Below are 19572 nucleotides of genomic sequence, written 5' to 3'. Positions count from 1 at the left end.
AAGATAAAGCTGATTCAAAGATAAAGCTGATTCAAAGATAAAGCTGATTCAAAGATAAAGCTGATTCAAAGATAAAGCTGATTCAAAGATAAAGCTGATTCAAAGATAAAGTTAATTCAAAGATTAAGCAGAGTCATAGGTTTAGTTTAAGTCTAAGTCTAAGTCTAAGTCTAATTATCATCATTAAAGCATTAGAACGCTTTTCAGAGCTGTGAAGCCAGGCTCAATTTAATCTGTATGAATGAAACTGACATATAAAAATGAATATCCTGCTTTGAAAGGGGCTGTACTGTTTCAAGTTTTCTCAGCTTTCAATCTGTGTAGTTCTTTACTTTAAGTAACTGATAAGGTCTCAATTGAAGTTTTACTCCTCATTCTCAAACGCTACTTTCTGCTGATTACCAAATCAAAATAGTGAAAAATGACACTTTTTTTACTTTTTCATAAAAATATTTAACTTTTTTTGCTGTAAACCAATAAAAATAATGATGTTGATCGGGTAACATCGGCTTAGCTCTAGAGTAAATGTTCTAAAGCGAGATTAATGTTTACGTAAACGTAAGATTGAAACGGTCGTTTGAAATTGGCGCTTGTCTTATAAAAGTTAAGTTATTGTTTTTATGTGGCTATTTATCTTTACCTCTTGGTTAGTTCAAAACGGAAGCTTAATTCTACTTTGGTATAAATACTTAAAAATGTCGTATTAAATTGTTTACACTGTGTAATTAACTTTCTTGTAAATTATCCAATCGTAGTTATTGGGTAAGTTGTAAGACAATTTACCAACAATGTAGCCCTAATAATTGGGTGTGTTTTTTACCTGTTGTTTTTCAAACCCTTAAATTCATTCTCCCTTTGGTATTACCAATTTAAAATACAATTTCCTCATGATTTTATCCATTTGGGGTTGTTGCAAATGCAAAGGTTTCTCGTTAGGTTTTAGTTCGAAACAAACATTTGATGGTTAAATATTGGCAAGTTTGTTTAGAAGTAGAGAAAAGCATAAACCGTATACCTAAACGTTCATGCTGAAATGAACTGACTTCTCTCTTTTTAAAACCGACTCATGCTCAAGGGGCTTAATATGACAGCAGAACAATTAGTGGCTAGATATGCTAAATCACAGCCAAGTGCTGATATCGATTTACCGACAAGTGTCGATCTTGCGTTAATCGGCCCAAAGGTCCCAGGCCAAGAAGCTATCTTTAATGATGGTGCGCTTTCTTTATTAGCAACACTGTGTGCTGAGTTTAATCAAGAAGTACCAGAGCTTCTAAATAAGCGTAAACAAAAGCAACAACGAATAGATAATGGCGAGTTACCTGACTTTTTACCTGAGACTCGTGCTATTCGAGATGGTGAGTGGACTATTCGTGACATGCCTGAAGATTTAACAGACCGCCGAGTTGAAATCACCGGCCCTGTTGATCGTAAAATGATTATTAATGCTCTGAATGCCAATGTAAAAGTGTTCATGGCTGATTTTGAAGACTCTTTAGCACCTAGCTGGGAGAAAGTCGTTCAAGGTCAAATTAACCTCCGTGATGCTGTAAGAGGTGACATTAGCTTTACTGCAGAAAACACAGGTAAACATTACCAATTAGATGAAGACCCTGCGGTATTGATTTGTCGAGTCCGCGGATTGCACTTAAAAGAAAAGCATATTGAATTTAAAGGCGAACCGATTCCAGGTGGATTATTCGACTTTGCGATGTATTTTTATCATAACTATCACCAGTTACTGGCGAAAGGCAGCGGCCCTTACTTTTATATTCCAAAACTTGAAAGCCATATTGAAGCGCGTTGGTGGGCTAAGGTATTTGCTTTTGTGGAAGACCGTTTTTGTTTAAAGCCTGGCACCATAAAATGTACTTGTTTGATTGAGACATTACCTGCGGTTTTTGAAATGGATGAGATCCTTTATGAACTGCGCTCAAACATCGTCGCATTAAACTGTGGTCGCTGGGATTACATTTTCAGTTATATCAAAACACTGAACAAGCATGCTGACCGTGTTTTACCTGACAGACAATCCGTAACAATGGATACACCATTTTTAAGTGCATATTCACGCTTACTGGTTAAAACCTGTCATAAGCGTGGTGCATTAGCGATGGGCGGCATGGCAGCCTTTATCCCAGCTAAAACTCCTGAAGCGAATGAGCAAGTATTGCAGAAGGTAAAAGGGGATAAAGAACTTGAAGCTCGTAATGGTCATGATGGCACATGGGTGGCGCATCCTGGGTTAGCTGATACCGCAATGACCATTTTTAATGATTATATCGGTAATGGTACTAACCAGCTGCATATTACTCGTGATGTTGACGCACCGATTCTAGCTGATGAGCTACTGACGCCATGTGAAGGTGAACGTACTGAAGAAGGCATGCGTTTAAATATACGTATTGCGCTACAATATATCGAAGCGTGGATCCAAGGAAACGGCTGTGTACCTATCTATGGTTTGATGGAAGATGCCGCGACTGCTGAAATCTCACGTACTTCAATTTGGCAGTGGATCCAGCACGAAAAGTCTTTATCAAATGGAAAGCTTGTCACTAAAGCGTTGTTCAAGAGCATGTTAAGTGAAGAGCTTGGTACGGTAGAGCAAGAGTTAGGCAGTGAACGATTTAACCAAGGTAAGTTTAACCAAGCGGCAACCTTATTCGATGAGATCACCACATCAGATGAACTAGTCGACTTCTTAACCTTACCAGGATATGAGCTGCTAACAGCTTAATTTAAAAAGATTGAATAGGTTTAATTATTAGTAAACCTTTGCGGAAAGAGTCACTTCATTGATTGACTCATTTCTGAAACAGTTTAGCTGCTTTGCAGCTGATGCACCCCGGGGTTACTCACCTACAGGTTACACCGGGTTTTTATCCAGTATTCGGAATATTAGCGTAAGCTAGTTGTGGTTCTAAATGCGAGGATTTTTAACTTCCTACCCAGTAAGTTTTCAACCATTCGCTTGTGTTGCGGCTCTTCGGAGTCGTTTTTTTTGTCCAAAAATTGTTAGTAAAAGGTTATAGTAAAAATACTGTCATAATTGATGAGTAAGTATTTGAAAACTTCACAACCAATAACAAAAGGTGTCGATTACTGGACTAAACGTATTAGTGATCAAGAAATGCCTGCTTTATGTTCCACTATTAGAGACTTAGAAAAACTGGCTAAGGATGATGTGTCTTCGTTGGCGTCTCTTGGTCGCAGTGTGATGCACGATAATGCATTGACGACTCGTATTTTACGTGTGGCCAATAGTGCGATTTACAATAAAGGCACTAGCCATGTGACGACGGTCAGCCGCGCTGCTGTGGTGTTGGGCTTTGATACTATCCGAAATATTTGTATTACTGCCAAACTGCTCACTAGCTTACTCGAAAACCATAACCTTTCAGAGTCGGTATACCAGCGGTTAATCAAGTTGATGGCGCATTCATTTCAAGCGGCGATGATCTCTCGCGTGATGCTAAAAGACTATGATGAAGCGCTGCGCGAAGAAGTCTTCATTGCATCTTTGTTATATCGCATAGGCGAAAGCGCCTTTTGGAGCATTGGCGGCGAATTTGTTGATCATCTTGACCAAGCCTTGCTTGCCTGTGATTCACCCAAACAGCAAAAAGTGGTGGTGAGAGAAAAACTGGGCACTTCGTTTTCGCAGCTCACCCAAAGCATTGCTAGAGCCTGGGGCTTAGGCGATGTATTAACGACGTCGCTATCACATCCTGATGAAAGAATGCCTGAAATTCGCAGTATTTTTCTGGCTAATGAAATAACTGATGCGCTAAACCAACCTCATATCAATGTCGAAAAACTCAATGAATTATTAACTGCCGCGGCTGAGATTCAAAACATTAGTTTAGAGCAATGTAAAGTGCGCATAAGCCGCTGCGCGGAAGCAACCATACGCTTGGCTGAAGATTATGGCGCAATTGAATTAGTGCAGCATTTACCTGATACGGCAGAGATAATCTCAACGTTAGATAAACCTGAACCAGCCATAGCGTTTCGAGAAACCAACTTAGTGTTACAGCTTAAAAAGTTACGTGAATTAACTGAATTAGCTATTCAAAAAGCAGATTTTAATCAAGTAGTACAAACCACCCTTGAAGGTATTTTAGATGGCGTAGGTGTCGACCGCTGCGCGGTTATGTTGCTGTCTCCGAATCGCAAGCAACTGTCACCGCGTATTGCATTTGGAGAGGGTGCCGATAAGTTTAAGCTTGAGTTACTGATTGAAATGCAAGGTGAGACTAACCCATTTTTGTACAGTATTAATCATAAGCAAGCGGATTGGTTACATGAGTTTGATGAACGAGAACCAGAGTCGTTAGCCTCCTATGTGAGTGCTAATTTTGACGCTAGCCAATTCAAATATGGCTACATGATTGCCCCAATTGTGGTTAATGACAAAGCAATCGGTTTGTTTTATGCCGATAAACACTATTCCTCAAGACAAATCACTCAGCAAGACTTTGATAGCTTTTGTCATTTAACTCAGTTAGCGAATCTTTGCTTTGGGCTAACAGTGCATTAGTCTAATGTTTGATTTTCGAAATACTTAACCTGATTGAGGTCATCATTGCTTAATCATCTTGTATTTAAGTGCGGATATCTTTCGCAAACATTCAAGGCGCTAGTATTGAGTGTATTAGTATTGAGTGTGTTATTAGCCAGCTCGCTTGTGACAAAGGTAACTGCAGCTGATGAACCTAACGATTCTTCTAGTACCAGTTCACCTAATATCAGTTCAACTACTACTAACTCACCTGCTACTGGCTCACCAAGTACCAGCAAACTTTATTCAGATAGTCTTATCGTTGAAGATATATCAAGAGAGCGATTGATCCCTGTTGAGCTCTATTACCCTGTAACTGAATTCAATTGTAGTGAAGCTAGCAAGTGCCCGGTAATGATCCTAAGTTCTGGATATGGCTTGCTTCACACTGAATATCAATTCATAAGTCAGCATTTTCAACAGCAAGGTTATTTAGTGATTGCAGTGCGTCACGAATTACCTTCATATCCACCCTTATCAAGAGTTCAGCCCTTTGCAGAAACACGCCATGAAAATTGGCAGCGCGGAGCGGATACGCTGAACTTTATTCAGCATTACTTTAGTCAGCAGTACGTTACTCCCCAGTTTGTTAGTCGGCAGTTTGTTAATCAACAGTATGTTAATCAAAAGCAGTCATCAACTGATTCAACTCGTTATATAGCTGAAAACTTTGATTTTAAACATATCACCTTAGTAGGGCATTCAAATGGTGGTGATATCTCGTCTTTGCTAGCAAACTCAGGTGCAAGCAATATTGAGAATAATAAAGTCGATTACATCAGTTGTATCATTACCTTAGACCACCGTAGGGTGCCTCTACCAAGAGATCCTGCAATTAAAGTCCTATCTATAAGAGCAAGTGATTATCCTGCAGATGAAGGGATCCTGCCTTCTGAGGGTGAGAACGCGAGTAATATCTCAGTGATAATGATTGATGGTTCAAGGCACAATGACATGAATGATTATGGTCCTACATGGTTAAAGGATAAGATCCTTAATCTCATCGATGAGCATATGCAGTTTTAACTACGTTGAATGGGCTTGATAACCAAAACTAAGGCCAGTGGATTAATGAATCCTCTGGCCTTAGTTTAAAGTATTATTGATTACCGTTTGAGTTTGAGCAGTTATTCACTTAGGTATTACTTTGCGCCAATCAGCTTTGCGACTGCTTTAGCATCTTCATTAGGTACTGCAATACTCAAATGATACTGCACAATTTTCCAACCTTCCTCTGTCAATTGCAGTGCGCCAGTGCCACGGCATAAGCCATAACTGGCACTTTCAAGTAATTCATCAAATACGATGGTATTGTCAAATTGCAGTAATTGACGAGATTTTACTTCGTAATGCCAGCCATCAGTGGGTCTTGCATAGCCAGAAAATTGCTTCATATCCCAACGCTCACTTGCATCAGTACCTAGAAACACAGCTTTTGGATCGTACAAAGAAAAATAGCTGTCCCAATTGGCATCAGTAGCATCTTGATGAAGTTGATCCAAAAGAGTATCAGCCTGTTGTTTTGACTCAATTGAAATAGTGTCACTTGCTTGTGCTGGAAGTGATGACATTACCCATAAACTACTGGTTAGTAAGAAGGTAAGCAGAGCATTTTGCATGGGAATTCCTTGTTCGTTTTTTTAGTCATAGTCAGTTTAATAATCTGAAATTGGCTTAAATTTAAGTTACTGCCAATTAATAGGGTCAAGCTGATAAAAGTGGCTTAGCTCTTTATAAAGTAAATTGTGTCGCTGGTAAAACTCATGGGGCCTTTCAAAAAATGTTTCGCTTATAACAGCGAAAAATTCAGCAGGATTAGTGGCGCCATAATAATTGAATAAAGAAGGGATTTGCTGTCTGGCACAATGCTGTAGAGTTTCAAACTCTTGGCCTAATATTTTTGACCAAGCTGAATAATGTGTAATGTCTCTAAGTGGTGGTGCGCCATTCGCTTGGCCATTTTCTTGATCAAGTTGATGGGCAAACTCATGAATCACTACATTTTGACCATCGAATGGATCCGCAGCGCCATCAAGTGTACTTTTCCAAGATAATATTATTTTGCCATTGCCCCATGACTCGCCCAACAACACATTACGTTGGTTTGATTCAACACCAGCGAAATCAGTGCCTCTTTTTTCCACAATAAAGGCGTGAGGATAAACCAGGATTTGTTTGAGCTTAGGGTAAAAGTTTGTTTTACGGTTGAGTAATAACAAGCATGCTTGAGCCGCGATGGTGACTTTTACTTCATCAGTGATATTAAACCCATCACAACCGACAAACTCTTTTTCTTCAATGAAGACTTGAATGTGTTTCTTTAACTGCAATTGCAGGTCAGTAGGCATGGCTTTGAAGTATGGAAATCGACGTTTAAGGATTTGTCTCCATGCTTTAGGGAAAGGTTGTTGTGCAATGCTTTCACGGCGTTTTTGGGTACGCTTAGGCTTAGTGACAATAAGGCCAATGGCAATAATTGAAATTATAATCAGAACCAATAATGCAATCATATGCCTTCCTTGAAGAGTAATAAGCTTAAATCAGTTATTGGGTGATAGCAGGCAAAATTCAAGTAATTATTTTAGTTATTGCTAATTGATATATTTTGGCAATCATAAAAAAACTGGCAATCAACTCACGTTGATGCCAGTAAAGAGGGGAGGGTTCATATAGTTCTTGTATTTTTTTTATGCGTTAGGTCATCACTAGTGTTTTATTGTCCTTCATTATGGGTTTATTTAATGTTTATCTCACTCTCTATGGCTCTTTGCTCTTGTTCAGAAAGTGAAAAGTGTTGTTGGATTAACTGCCTAATTAATCTCGACTTAGCGGTATGGCTGCTTTGGCTAAGTAACGTCAGTTGTTCTATCGCAGCTTCGCTTAATGTAAACGTTGACCTTCTAAAAGGCTGTGGTTTACTTGTTACGTGCTGCGTTTCATTTAATGGCTCATTAGCTTGTGTTAAAGCAAATAATTGCTCCATCGCCTGCTTATTTGAATCATGCAGGCTTCTATCATTTGTATGGGGTTTACCCATTGCATAAGAATTTGCAGCTTCAATAAAATCATCAACCGACATTTGCGGCGAAAATTGGGCATTACATGGCGTAACGTTTTTCTTGAGATCTGCTAGCCCCATAAGTCCCCCTCAGCTGCGTAACATTACCTGCGTCATTACGTTGTTGGATAATCTGCTGTGCATTTTTCACTTCAAGCAACTCGCAAGCAATGTTGCGGATCTCATTTGCAGCTTTCCCGCTAGGGTCTATTTCAATGACTGATAAACCTGACTCTTCGCTGTCATCATAAATATTTCGGCTGTATGTGATTGCTTCAAGTACATTGATATCAAAGGTGTTACACACCTCTTTGGCTTCAAAAATTCTGCCAGCTTGATTAGGTAAACTTGGGCATTGGGTAATGACAAAAGAAGCTTTCATTTTAGGGTTAATCATCTTACATGTCGCAATGATGTCATCCATATGCTCAACAGTTTTTAAATCACGACGTTTAGGGCGCAATGGCATCAACGCATGGGATGCGACAGAGAGTGTGGCACGCAGTGCGAGGTTATCCTGTCCGCCACAATCGACAATCACATAGTCATAATGCTGTTCTAGGCTGAGTAAATCGTTTCGGATTTTTCCGTATAGCTGCACACAATTAATTGGAGGAAGTTCAGGATTATTATTTCTGGCTTGGATCCAGTCTGAGGTGGTTCTTTGCGGGTCACAATCGACCATTATGATGCTTGATTTAGCATCTTTTGCGAGAAACACCGCGACATTTTGAGCGAGGCAACTTTTGCCACTACCGCCTTTTTCTCCACCGACTAATATGATCATCTTTACTTCTCCTGATGGGACAACGAGAACGATTGAGTAAAATCTCGTTGTTGTAATACTCGGTCAAATCTTGATGCAACTGAACTTACTGTCAAACTGAACTTCCAGCCAATGCACATGTCATTTAAAAGCAACATTTAACTTTAATGCTATTAACTTTATGTGTTGAGTTGTAACAGGTCAATTGGCGGTAATTTGACGATAAAGTCATTTTGACCTGTTGATGTAATTTTGACTGAAGTGTGCTTTTGGCAGCTTTTTGACTTGTTAGAGTGAAGTGATTTGGGGAGGGTTAAACCTGTTGGTTTTGCGTAGCTTAGGGCGCTAAAACATTGACACTGCACTATTGTCGGTCGGTTTTTTTCGCCTATAGGTCTTATGACTGACATGTATTGATAGCTAAATAGTATTAGAAATTATTCTTATATTTCTAATTGATATATTAAAATGGATATAAAAATGCCTAAAGTAAAAAGTTTAAGGCATAACTTACTCCGCTGGCGAGCTGTTGTAAGAATTTTGCCGTTAATCTATAAGTCGTTTGGTTTTAGCTTTAAGAACATAGATAATAGATTTGCATTGAACAAAGTCGGAAATAAGATTGATGAATGAAGCATTATTATTAGAAGCGATTAATCAAAAGATGCCATTTGGTAAATACGCTGGCAGAAAACTATTGGAGTTACCAGAACCTTATTTAGTTTGGTTTCATGGTAAAGGTTTTCCTGAAGGGAAATTAGGCGAGCAGTTAGCGTTAATGTATGAAGTTAAATTAAATGGCTTGGAAGAAATGCTAAGGCCTTTGCTTAAGAAATAGCTTTAATGAAAAAAAGCTTTATTGAGAAATTCGTTTGAGCGCCTCTTATTAGACTAAAATTTGAGTAGTGGTTGTTTATCTAAGTTAGTGTTTTTATTTAAGTGAGTGGCTTTTTTATTTAAGTGAATAGATACGGATAAACTGGAACCACTGTTTATGCCAGGCATAGCCCCTCTCTAGCTTAATCAGCTAATTCTTTTGTCATGTAAAAGCCATTTATTACTTGGTTTTTAGTCATTTGGTAACTAGGTTGAATTTGCTTAAAACCCTGTTTAACAAAAAAGCCCTTAGATAGGTAAGATGCATCCACACTCAGTGATGTGTAGTTTTGGGCTTGTGCCCAGCTTTCAAGGGTATGAAACAGTTTCGCTGCTAACCCTTGACGCTGCAGGGATGGCAGTACATACAGACTATCTATATAGCCTCTGCTGTGAAAATGGGTTTCAACATTTATTATCCCCACCACTTCTTGTGTTTCAGTTGTTGTTTTATCTGTCACTAATAGCCAGCTTTGGCTTCGCTGAAGCCTTTGTTGCCAATGTTTTTTAGAGCGAGGCGCACTAGACCATGCATTTAGCTGAGCTGCGTTATAGCGTGGGTGATCGATGCTCTGAACGCAATCATGAACTAACTGGCTCACAGGCTTTGCGAACTCGGGGGAAAAGGCAACGATAGAGAGGTTTGCATTATTCATGACTGTTTAACTGCATGCTTAAAGGGCTTAATCTTGATTTAAAGTCAAAAAAATCGACTAATAATGATTAGTCGATTATGCGTTTATCTGAGACTAAAGCGAGTTATTTCTTCTCGATTTTGCCTACGAATAATAATTCGTCAAAAGTTTTATTAAGCGTGCTGCTTGTGAAATCATTCATCCACATTTGCTCATTCATGCTAACGGTATCGCCTTTAGTGATTTCAACTTGAGGACCTGCTGCCCAGAAAGTTTTATCTTCAGCTTTAACTTGTACGTACGTATAGCCACCACTATTCATTGTGTCCACTACTTCACCTTGGTGCATGATACCCGCAGCCCAAGCTGAAGATACGCCTAACGCTAGTGTTGCTGCAGCTGCTAATTTGATTAATTTTGCTTTCATGAAATCGTTTCCTATTTGATTAGGCTAATATTTGCAATGATTCAAGTCATGAACCTACATAAAGATACATCATTAAATCATGAAGCTAATACAGGGTCTGTGATCAGCTGCAGATTTGTGAATACTACATTATCATAAATTATATTAACGGTGACTAAAGTAGCCAGTTATGTGTCGTTAAAATCCATTTACTCATTAACTTAATGGAAGTTCAGTCATTCGAGTTAAACCTTTTTAAATTAAGTCATCGATTATCTGTGACTGATGTAATACACATTTGGTTGCAACGGATTTTCGATTAAATTGCCATGTTGGGATACAAAGTCCACAAATGCTTCTGGCAAAGTCATGGTATTTAAATCTTGCTGCCAGTGAGCTTTTAATAGGGCGTCATAACCTTCTTTACCTGCTGCGGTATAAGCACTTGAAACACCGATATAAAGCTTTTCTTTATCAATCTCACGCCATTCGCCTTGCTGATATGCTTCAATCAAAGTAATACGCTGGTTCATCTCAAGCTTGCCATCATAGAAATAGCGAATGCCGTAAGTGTAGGGGAAGCTGCCAGCCCCAGTTCCTGTGACGCCATTATTTGTGGCTGAGTTAATCGCTGACTCTAATACTTGGTAAAGGTATTTACCCTGAATTTGATATTTAATTAAAGGCAGCTCGAATGGCAAAATCCTTCCAAGCACGTCGGCAACAGACAAGTTTCCCTTATTGAGTGACTGTCTTACGCCGCCTGCATTGTGCAAAGCAAAGTCTAATTCTGGCTCTGATAACTTAGTGGCTTTATACATACTCCGGCACACCCAAGGAGCTATTTCACTGCCATGGGGGAAATGTTTACTAGGTAGACGAGTGTGGATTAAATCCCGTGGAATATGAGCTAGAACTTGCTCTTCAAGAGCATTTAACGCTGGACGGTAATCGCGCATGATCGTTTCGTGAACCTCGGCGCAGGCTTCACTGCCTAGCACACCAGGATGCGCCTTTAGCTGAGTAATTACTTTTGCTTCTTGCTCAGCAATGATTTTTAACGGCGTATTTTGTAATTGTTTATGTGTGTTGTCTTGCGCTTTACTCGATGGCAACAGCGAAACTTCAATATGATCATCGATCATAAAATAGTTATTGCCATTAATAGAGGTGCACTTTCCTTGCTCATCAAACTCAATATCTGCAAGCCCTAACACTTCGGCATACTTACTGGCATGAATAATTGGCGTGTTATTGATGTTCTCGGCGTATTCAGTGTGGCTTAAGCCTAAGTCACTAAAACTGCCTTGTAATGTATGGGAGTGACCGCCAACAATAATACTTAAGCCATCAACCTTTTCGGCAAGTTCACGGTCTTGATCAAGTCCTAGATGACTGAGAATAACAATATGATCGATGCCTTGCTTGTTAAGCATCTTGACCGTGTTGATTGTGGTATCGATAGCATTAATAAAGTGGGTGTCAGGATCCGGTCTAGCAATGAGTGGCATTTGATCAAGGGTGATGCCGACAATAGCAATTTGTTTATCGTAAAAAGGTTTGATTAAAACTTTGGCACATTGTTGCTGGCTATTGTAATCAAATAGCATGGGGTGGTCTTTTAGTCGTCCCTCTTTATCTACTATCTCCTCACTTAAATCCATATTGCCCGCTAAAAGCGGGAACTCGATGCGGTTTAAAAAAGCTAAAACGGGGCTATTACCAGCATCAATCTCATGGTTACCTAGTACCATAGCATCAGGTTTTAGCATGTTTAATAGATGTGCATTCGCTGCACCTTGAAATTCGCGGAAATATAATGTGCCTTGAAAGCTGTCGCCACCGTGAAGAAACAGGAATGCTTGGTCGCTACTTTGGGCTTTTTGTCTTGCGATTTCAATTTGATGACTCAGACGAGCATAACCACCCGTTTTGGTGTTTGCCTGAAATTGTTGGCCATCTACACTTAGGGTAAATTGAACTCGGCTTGGCTCGAAATTTGAATGCGTATCATTGATATGAGCGAGCGATAAAGTGTACTTTGTAGGCATTATTTCCCTCTATAATTTACAAGGTTATAGGCTTGCATATTCCCTTGTTGAGTAACAAACATCGACGTGACAGGATTCATTCTAGCTATACGCTATAATACCAATCAGCATAAGAATATGATCATTCTTACTGGCTAAAACCGCCTATAACTTCATTAGAAATTTTGTAGGTAGAGCAACTAGCTGCAATTCCTGCCTTGTTCTAAACGATTTTTCCTACGCAATACCTGATCACTTATTTATCCCGATTGGTATAAAACTTTTTTTAGTCAAAAAAGGGAGCAATGCTCCCTTTTATTCGATGGCTACTTTAATCTGATGTGATATTTAATCAATTGATTGATCATCAGCAGGCTTTGAGACTGCTTGTGTACTGACAATTTGGGTCTTTTGTTTGCCATTTAAGCGTGCGTTATTGTTAACTTCTTGTTTTGAAAACTCACCGTCATCAGACAAGACAATACCTTTATGCTTCATACGGGTGCTCCATAGCTTACGAGCTAACTGCTGCATATCGGTAACAGGATCGTTTGAATCAACGATTTCTAAACCTAATAATGACTCTACAATATCTTCTAAAGTAATAATTCCTTCACCAGAACCATACTCGTCAACAATCATCGCAATTTTAGTATTGCGCTTAATCATTAACTCGAAAATCGGTAATATTTTTGCCGTTTCAGGGATAACTAACAGGTTTTTTTTCAATACACCGATAGATTCTTTTGGTGTATACCGTTCTGCTTGAATAATATTGTTACGATTGACATAGCCAATAATATTATCTGGATCATTTTCGTAAATCGGAATACGCGTAAAAGGTTTGGCCAAATATTGTTGCACAAACTCGCCTTGCGACAGATGCAGGGGCAGCTTAAACATAACGGTTCTTGGGGTCATAATCGCTGAAACAGGCATTTCTTTAACCGACAACATCTGGGTTAAAATGGCTGACTCTTGCTTATCTAACTCACCTGATTGGCGGCCGATTTCTGCCATCGCACTAATTTCTTGTCGAATATATTGTCCTTCATCGCCTTTGCCCATTAGTTTTGTCACACGCGATGACATCCAAATTAACGGCTTAGTGACTTTTTCCATCCAAACCAAAATAAGCGAAACCGGTGCCGCTAATGTGCGCCAATTGTTTGCACCTAATGTTTTAGGAATGATTTCTGAAAAGAATAAAATCAAGAAGGTAAGCACACCAGAGAATACACCGAGCATTTCATCACCAAACACTTTGGCTGCCTGAGCACCCGCAACGGCTGCACCAACAGTATGAGCTATGGTATTCAATGTCAGAATAGAAACCAGTGGTGATTCCACATTTTGTTTCTGTTTATCAAGCCGCTTAGCAGCCTTCGGGTTAGTTTTTGCCAAGGTGGCAATATAACTGGGAGTAACAGAAAGTAATACCGCTTCAAATACACTGCAAAGAAACGAGATTGCAATGGCGATAAATACTATAATGATAAGAGTTATCATAAAGGTGGAATTACACCTCCATATGGCAGACCAATATTAGTCCAAGGAAATTTTAGCATAGTTGCGAAAGTATCAAAGCTTTAATACACGCGCACTGGCGAAATTTTGTAAGGATCTGTATAATTCGCCGCCCGCCAGCAGGTTTTAGGTTTTTTTGAGGTTACACAAGATGAGTGAGAAAAAGATCAATTTATTGGATCTTGATCGTAAGGCAATGAGAGCGTTATTCACCGAAATGGGCGAAAAACCGTTCCGAGCTGATCAATTGATGAAATGGCTTTATCACTTTGGTGTTAGCGACTTCGAAGAAATGAATAACATAAACAAAGTACTACGAGCTAAATTAGCGCGTAAGTGTGAAGTGGTTGCACCTGAAATTTCTAACTTCCAGAAGTCTGAAGATGGCACCATTAAGTTTGCTATTAATGTCGGCCAAGGCCAAGAAGTTGAGACTGTTTATATCCCAGAAGAAGATCGCGCAACCTTGTGTGTATCGTCTCAAGTGGGCTGTGCTCTGGAGTGTACTTTTTGCTCAACCGCGCAACAAGGCTTTAACCGTAACCTGACCGTTTCAGAAATCGTTGGCCAAATTTGGCGCGTGTCGCAATTTTTAGGTTTCCAAAAAGACACTGGCGACCGTCCTATCACTAACGTAGTGATGATGGGAATGGGTGAGCCGTTACTTAACCTCGCTAACGTAATCCCTGCAATGGACATCATGCTTGATGACTTCGGTTTTAGTTTATCAAAACGCCGCGTAACCTTATCAACTTCAGGTGTTGTACCTGCGTTAGATAAATTAGGCGATGCACTTGATGTTGCTTTAGCCGTCAGTATTCATGCGCCAAATGATGAATTACGTGATGTGTTAGTGCCGGTAAATAAAAAATATCCACTGCAAGAATTTTTAGCAGGTATTCGCCGTTATCTAGAAAAGTCGAATGCCAACCGCGGCCGTGTGACTGTTGAATATGTGATGCTTGACCATATTAACGATAGCACTGACCAAGCTCATGAATTAGCTAAGCTAATGAAAGAGACACCGTGTAAAATTAACTTAATTCCATTTAACCCTTACCCAGGTTCACCTTATGGTCGCTCTTCTAATTCAAGAATTGACCGTTTTTCAAAAGTATTAATGGAATACGGGTTAACTGTGATTGTGCGTAAAACCCGCGGAGACGACATCGATGCTGCTTGTGGTCAATTAGCAGGTGATATTCGTGACAGAACTAAACGATTAGCGAAAAAACGCATGCAAGAAAACGCTATTTCGGTCACAATGGATTAACTCTTTGTTTGTATAGATTAATAGGCGTAAGAAGTATGCACGGATTGCCGAAGCTTTTAATTATTGTTGCCATATCATTACCTTTGGTAGGTTGTGTTACGGAAAGAACGTATAGTGGTACTGATATTCCAGTTTCTGAAAGAACACTGGATAAAACTTCAGCGGCTAAAGAAAGAATGCAGCTAGGGTTAACTTACTTACAACGTGGCAACATGGAACAGGCAAAGTTTAATTTGAATCGTGCAGTTGAGTATGCGCCGCAGTTAAGTGCTGTGCATACCGCTATGGCTTATTACTATCAAACGGTTGATGATGTAGTGCGTGCTGAAGAGTCCTATCGCAAAGCAATTAATACCAGTGACGCTACTGGTGATGCGATGAATAACTTTGGTGTGTTTCTATGCCAACAAGAAAAGTTTAGTCAAGCAGAGGCAATGTTTAAAAATGCCATTGACGCAAAAGAATATACCCGCACCGCATCAAGCTATGAAAATTTAGGTGTGTGTAGCCTTTCTGCTGGTGAGCCTGAAAAGGCTAAACAGTACTTTGAAAGTGCATTACGTTACGATCCAAGAAGACAGTCTACCTTGATGGAACTGATTGATTTAGCTATCGCAGAAAATGATTATGATGTGGCTAAATCAAGCTTACAGCGATTCCATCGAGTGGCACAGCAAACGCCTGAAAGTTTAGCTTTAGGAATTAAAATATCGCGAGAATTGGCGGATGATGAAGCGGTTAAACGCTATGGCATTACTTTAATAGCCAAATATCCCACCTCTGAACAAGCGAAAGAATACAGGGCTACTTTGCATTAATGACAAATAATAACAATGAAAACTCCCAGCTCGACGGGAACCAAGTCGATGGGAATGATGCAGATCAAACTGAGTTACTAGAAGTATCGACTGCAGGTATGCTGTTAAGAACAGCGCGAGAGGCAAAAGGTTTATCGGTTGATGCAGTCGCAACCCAGTTACATTTGCGTCCCAGTGTCATTGAAGATATTGAAAACGATATATTTGATAATATAGCGTCGGCAACGTATGCCCGAGGTTATGCGAAAAACTACGCAAAATATGTTGAAGCTGATGCAGAGGCCTTACAGCAATGTTTAGCCCAGCAATTACCTGACGAAACAGCAGCAATGCAGAGTTTCTCACGTAAAACGACTCGTGAAGCTCGTGATAGTCGTTTAACGATAGTGACTTACCTCATCATATTAGCTTTGCTAGCCTTGCTTGTTGTGTGGTGGGTACAAAAAGATTCATTGCTTAGCGGTATTGATTTATCAAAACCGACAGCTGAAGAAGTGGCTGCAGCAAGTGTTCCCGTTGTGAATCAAACTGAAGATTTATTAGAGCCAGAAATTGATCCTAATTTGGCATATATCGAACCTTCAGATATGCCTACAAAGTCATTAACTCAAGCGGCTAGTGAGATTCAAACTACGGATGACACAGCTAATGATATTATCGATAATGCTGACAATGACGTTGAAACATTACAGTCAGCGAGTGCATTGGTTACTGAAGTGAACACAGCTGTAGACACTAATGCAGACAGTGTACAAACTGACCTCGAGTCATTGGCAGCAAATGATGCTATATCAATGACGTTTACTGCTGATTGCTGGGTAAACGTGGTGGATGCAACAGGAAAGACACTGGTTGATGGTGTTAAAGGTTCTAGTCGAGTTGTTGAAGCGAAAGGCGTTGCGCCATTTAAACTTATCTTAGGTGCGCCGCAAGTGGTTACAATTCAATTTAATGGCGAGAATATCAGTTTAGCTGACTTCTCCGAAGGCCGTGTGGCTAGATTAACGTTACCAAGAGTGTAATGTTAATTGTAATTATGTAAGTAGTAGAGCAACAGATTATGTATAACGAATCTCCAATTATTCGCCGTCCTTCAAGTCGTATTTATGTTGGCGATGTGCCTATCGGTGACGGTGCCCCGATAGCTGTTCAATCAATGACGAACACCAAAACTACAGACGTAGAAGCGACTGTGGCTCAAATTCGTGCACTTGAAAAAGTCGGTGCTGATATTGTGCGTGTTTCTGTTCCTACTATGGACGCAGCAGAAGCATTTAAGCTGATCAAACAAAGTGTTAACGTGCCTTTGGTGGCAGATATTCATTTTGACTATCGTATCGCGTTAAAAGTGGCTGAATATGGCGTTGACTGTTTACGTATCAACCCTGGCAATATTGGTAATGAAGAACGTATTCGTAACGTTGTTGAATGTGCGCGAGATAAAAATATCCCGATTCGTATTGGCGTCAATGGTGGTTCATTAGAGAAAGATCTGATGGATAAGTACCATGAGCCAACGCCTGAAGCATTACTTGAATCAGCGATGCGCCATGTGGATATTTTAGACCGCCTTAACTTTGACCAGTTTAAAGTCAGTGTAAAAGCCTCAGATGTGTTTTTAGCCGTTGAATCTTACCGTTTATTAGCTAAGCAAATAAAACAGCCATTGCATTTAGGGATTACTGAAGCGGGCGGAGCACGTGCGGGTTCGGTGAAATCAGCGGTTGGTTTAGGTATGTTACTGGCTGAAGGTATTGGTGATACATTGCGTATTTCACTCGCCGCCGATCCAGTAGAAGAAATCAAAGTTGGTTTTGATATCTTAAAGTCGCTGCGTATTCGTAGTCGCGGCATTAACTTCATTGCTTGTCCATCATGTTCTCGTCAAGAGTTTGATGTGATCAACACAGTTAATGCGCTTGAAATGCGCCTTGAAGATATAACCACTGCAATGGATGTTTCTATCATTGGCTGTGTGGTTAATGGCCCAGGTGAAGCATTAGTTTCAGATATTGGTTTAACAGGTAGCCATGGCAAAAGTGGCTATTACGATGACGGCAAACGTCAAAAAGAGCGTTTTGATAACAATGATTTAGTGGATTCTTTAGAAGCTAAAATTCGTGCAAAAGCAGCGATAATGCAAAACAGAATCGATATTAAAGACGCAACAGAATAAGTTTGTTTTAGATAGTAAATACACCTTACCAGCGATGGTAGGTGTATTTTTGTGTAAGGCATGTAGATTAATTTAAGCCCTCGGTCATCGATTTTAAATCAAGCAAAACGATTTAACTTTGAGCAAAGCCAAGGCGAGTTAACACAAGTAGGCAAAACGTGGCTAAACAGATCCAAGCAATTCGCGGAATGAATGACATTCTGCCAACGCAAAGCCCAGTATGGCAAAAAGTAGAAGCGGTTATTCGCTCAACGGTTAGTGCATACGGCTATAGCGAAATTCGTACTCCGATTGTTGAATCAACTGATCTTTTCAAACGTTCAATTGGTGAAGTTACCGATATCGTTGAAAAAGAAATGTATACCTTTGCTGACCGTAATGAAGACAGCTTAACGTTACGTCCAGAAGGTACAGCATCAACAGTTCGTGCAGGTAACGAACACGGTCTACTGTATAACCAAGAACAACGTTTATGGTACATGGGACCCATGTTCCGTCATGAGCGTCCGCAAAAAGGTCGTTACCGTCAATTCCACCAGTTTGGTGTTGAAGTGTATGGTATTCCAAGTGCTGATATTGATGCTGAAGTATTAATGTTATCAGCGCGCCTGTGGGAATCATTTGGTATTACTGAACATGTTAAGTTAGAGCTAAACACGCTGGGCGATCCAGCTGAGCGCGCCGCTTACCGTGATGCATTAATTGCATTTCTTGAGCAACATAAAGAGCAACTTGATGAAGATTCACAGCGCCGCATGTACTCAAACCCGCTGCGTGTCTTAGATTCTAAATCTCCTCAAGTACAAGCATTATTGGCCGATGCGCCAGCGCTAATGGAGTACTTAGGCGAAGAGTCAAAAACACATTTTTCAACCTTGTGTGAACTCTTAGACGCTGTCGGCATCCAATACACAATTAATCCTCGTCTTGTACGTGGTTTAGATTACTATAACCGCACAGTTTTCGAGTGGGTTACTGATAGCTTAGGCTCTCAAGGTACTGTATTAGCGGGTGGTCGATACGATGGCTTAGTGGGTCAATTAGGCGGAAAAGATACTCCTGCTGTTGGTTTCGCAATGGGTCTTGAGCGTATCGTTTTACTGCTTGAAACACTTGAGCTAAACAATGATGTTGCTCCAGTTGTTGATGTTTATGTCACAGCGATGGGTGAAAACTGTTTAGTTGAAGCAATTAAAATTGCTCAAGAGTTGCGTCAAAGCCTGCCACAGCTTAAAGTCATGAGTCATTGTGGTGGCGGTAACTTTAAAAAGCAGATGAAGCGTGCTGATAAAAGCGGTGCTGAATATGCGTTAATCATTGGTGAGAACGAAATTGCAAACCAACAGGTTGCTGTTAAGCCATTGAGAAACAAGAACGAACAACTTTTGGTGGCCCGAGAAGATTTGGCGACCACGATTAAATCATTATTTTAATATTAGCGTT

The 19572-nt window shown here is 40.0% G+C and carries 17 protein-coding genes; 9 read left to right on the top strand and 8 right to left on the bottom strand.

Annotation, left to right across the window (positions count from 1 at the left end; genetic code table 11):
* Nucleotides 1-1084 precede the first annotated feature (1084 nt).
* From aceB to L2735_RS17325, 3 genes are all read left to right on the top strand, one after another.
* Nucleotides 1085-2740, top strand: coding sequence for a malate synthase A (gene aceB / locus L2735_RS17335; RefSeq protein WP_248985898.1), 1656 nt, complete (start codon nt 1085-1087; stop codon nt 2738-2740).
* A gap of 327 nt (nt 2741-3067) precedes the next feature.
* Nucleotides 3068-4543 carry an HDOD domain-containing protein gene (locus L2735_RS17330; RefSeq protein WP_428848330.1) on the top strand — a complete coding sequence of 492 codons (1476 nt, stop codon included), beginning with the start codon at nt 3068-3070 and terminating at the stop codon, nt 4541-4543.
* A gap of 105 nt (nt 4544-4648) precedes the next feature.
* Entirely contained in the window at nt 4649-5590 is a 942-nt protein-coding gene (locus tag L2735_RS17325) for an alpha/beta hydrolase (RefSeq protein WP_248985897.1), read from the top strand.
* Nucleotides 5591-5706: 116 nt separating this feature from the next.
* Here the strand turns inward: L2735_RS17325 and L2735_RS17320 are convergent, their stop codons facing one another.
* The 4 genes from L2735_RS17320 to L2735_RS17305 form a co-directional block, all read right to left on the bottom strand.
* Nucleotides 5707-6183: a nuclear transport factor 2 family protein gene (locus L2735_RS17320; RefSeq protein ID WP_248985896.1), complete on the bottom strand. Its 477-nt coding sequence runs from the start codon at nt 6181-6183 to the stop codon at nt 5707-5709.
* Between the two features lie 66 nt (nt 6184-6249).
* Entirely contained in the window at nt 6250-7074 is an 825-nt protein-coding gene (locus L2735_RS17315) for a M90 family metallopeptidase (protein WP_248985895.1), read from the bottom strand.
* Nucleotides 7075-7298: 224 nt separating this feature from the next.
* Complete coding sequence (locus L2735_RS17310) at nt 7299-7703, bottom strand: CopG family transcriptional regulator (RefSeq protein ID WP_248985894.1); 405 nt, start codon at nt 7701-7703, stop codon at nt 7299-7301.
* A complete protein-coding gene (locus L2735_RS17305; RefSeq protein ID WP_248985893.1) occupies nt 7663-8409 on the bottom strand; it encodes an AAA family ATPase in 747 nt (248 codons plus the stop codon). Before L2735_RS17305 ends, L2735_RS17310 begins: the two co-directional genes overlap by 41 nt.
* Nucleotides 8410-9013: 604 nt before the next feature.
* On the opposite strand from L2735_RS17305, the gene L2735_RS17300 reads away from it, so the two are divergent.
* On the top strand, nt 9014-9226 hold the full coding sequence (locus L2735_RS17300) for a DUF3820 family protein (RefSeq protein ID WP_248985892.1): 213 nt from the start codon (nt 9014-9016) through the stop codon (nt 9224-9226).
* 181 nt (nt 9227-9407) lie between these two features.
* Here the strand turns inward: L2735_RS17300 and L2735_RS17295 are convergent, their stop codons facing one another.
* The 4 genes from L2735_RS17295 to L2735_RS17280 all read right to left on the bottom strand — a co-directional run bounded on the left by L2735_RS17295 (nt 9408) and on the right by L2735_RS17280 (nt 13844).
* On the bottom strand, nt 9408-9920 hold the full coding sequence (locus L2735_RS17295; protein WP_248985891.1) for a GNAT family N-acetyltransferase: 513 nt from the start codon (nt 9918-9920) through the stop codon (nt 9408-9410).
* Nucleotides 9921-10023: 103 nt separating this feature from the next.
* Nucleotides 10024-10326: an NrfJ gene (locus tag L2735_RS17290; RefSeq protein ID WP_248985890.1), complete on the bottom strand. Its 303-nt coding sequence runs from the start codon at nt 10324-10326 to the stop codon at nt 10024-10026.
* Nucleotides 10327-10577: 251 nt separating this feature from the next.
* A complete protein-coding gene (locus tag L2735_RS17285) occupies nt 10578-12356 on the bottom strand; it encodes a bifunctional metallophosphatase/5'-nucleotidase (protein WP_248985889.1) in 1779 nt (592 codons plus the stop codon).
* Between the two features lie 327 nt (nt 12357-12683).
* Nucleotides 12684-13844 carry a CNNM domain-containing protein gene (locus L2735_RS17280; protein ID WP_248985888.1) on the bottom strand — a complete coding sequence of 387 codons (1161 nt, stop codon included), beginning with the start codon at nt 13842-13844 and terminating at the stop codon, nt 12684-12686.
* A gap of 169 nt (nt 13845-14013) precedes the next feature.
* On the opposite strand from L2735_RS17280, the gene rlmN reads away from it, so the two are divergent.
* The 5 genes from rlmN (at nt 14014) to hisS (ending at nt 19562) form a co-directional block, all read left to right on the top strand.
* A complete protein-coding gene (gene rlmN, locus L2735_RS17275) occupies nt 14014-15135 on the top strand; it encodes a dual-specificity RNA methyltransferase RlmN (protein WP_248985887.1) in 1122 nt (373 codons plus the stop codon).
* Between the two features lie 35 nt (nt 15136-15170).
* Nucleotides 15171-15953, top strand: coding sequence for a type IV pilus biogenesis/stability protein PilW (gene pilW / locus L2735_RS17270; protein WP_248985886.1), 783 nt, complete (start codon nt 15171-15173; stop codon nt 15951-15953).
* Complete coding sequence (locus L2735_RS17265; RefSeq protein WP_248985885.1) at nt 15953-16975, top strand: RodZ domain-containing protein; 1023 nt, start codon at nt 15953-15955, stop codon at nt 16973-16975. Before pilW ends, L2735_RS17265 begins: the two co-directional genes overlap by 1 nt.
* 38 nt (nt 16976-17013) lie before the next feature.
* Nucleotides 17014-18129, top strand: coding sequence for a flavodoxin-dependent (E)-4-hydroxy-3-methylbut-2-enyl-diphosphate synthase (ispG, locus tag L2735_RS17260; RefSeq protein ID WP_102528862.1), 1116 nt, complete (start codon nt 17014-17016; stop codon nt 18127-18129).
* 158 nt (nt 18130-18287) lie between these two features.
* The gene (gene hisS, locus L2735_RS17255; protein ID WP_248985884.1) at nt 18288-19562 is read left to right on the top strand and encodes a histidine--tRNA ligase; all 1275 of its coding nucleotides are present in this window, start codon (nt 18288-18290) and stop codon (nt 19560-19562) included.
* Nucleotides 19563-19572 lie beyond the last annotated feature (10 nt).

The sequence above is a fragment of the Shewanella olleyana genome (genome assembly GCF_023283825.1).
Classification (GTDB): Bacteria; Pseudomonadota; Gammaproteobacteria; order Enterobacterales; family Shewanellaceae; genus Shewanella; species Shewanella olleyana.
This window is presented reverse-complemented; position numbering and strand designations above follow the sequence as displayed.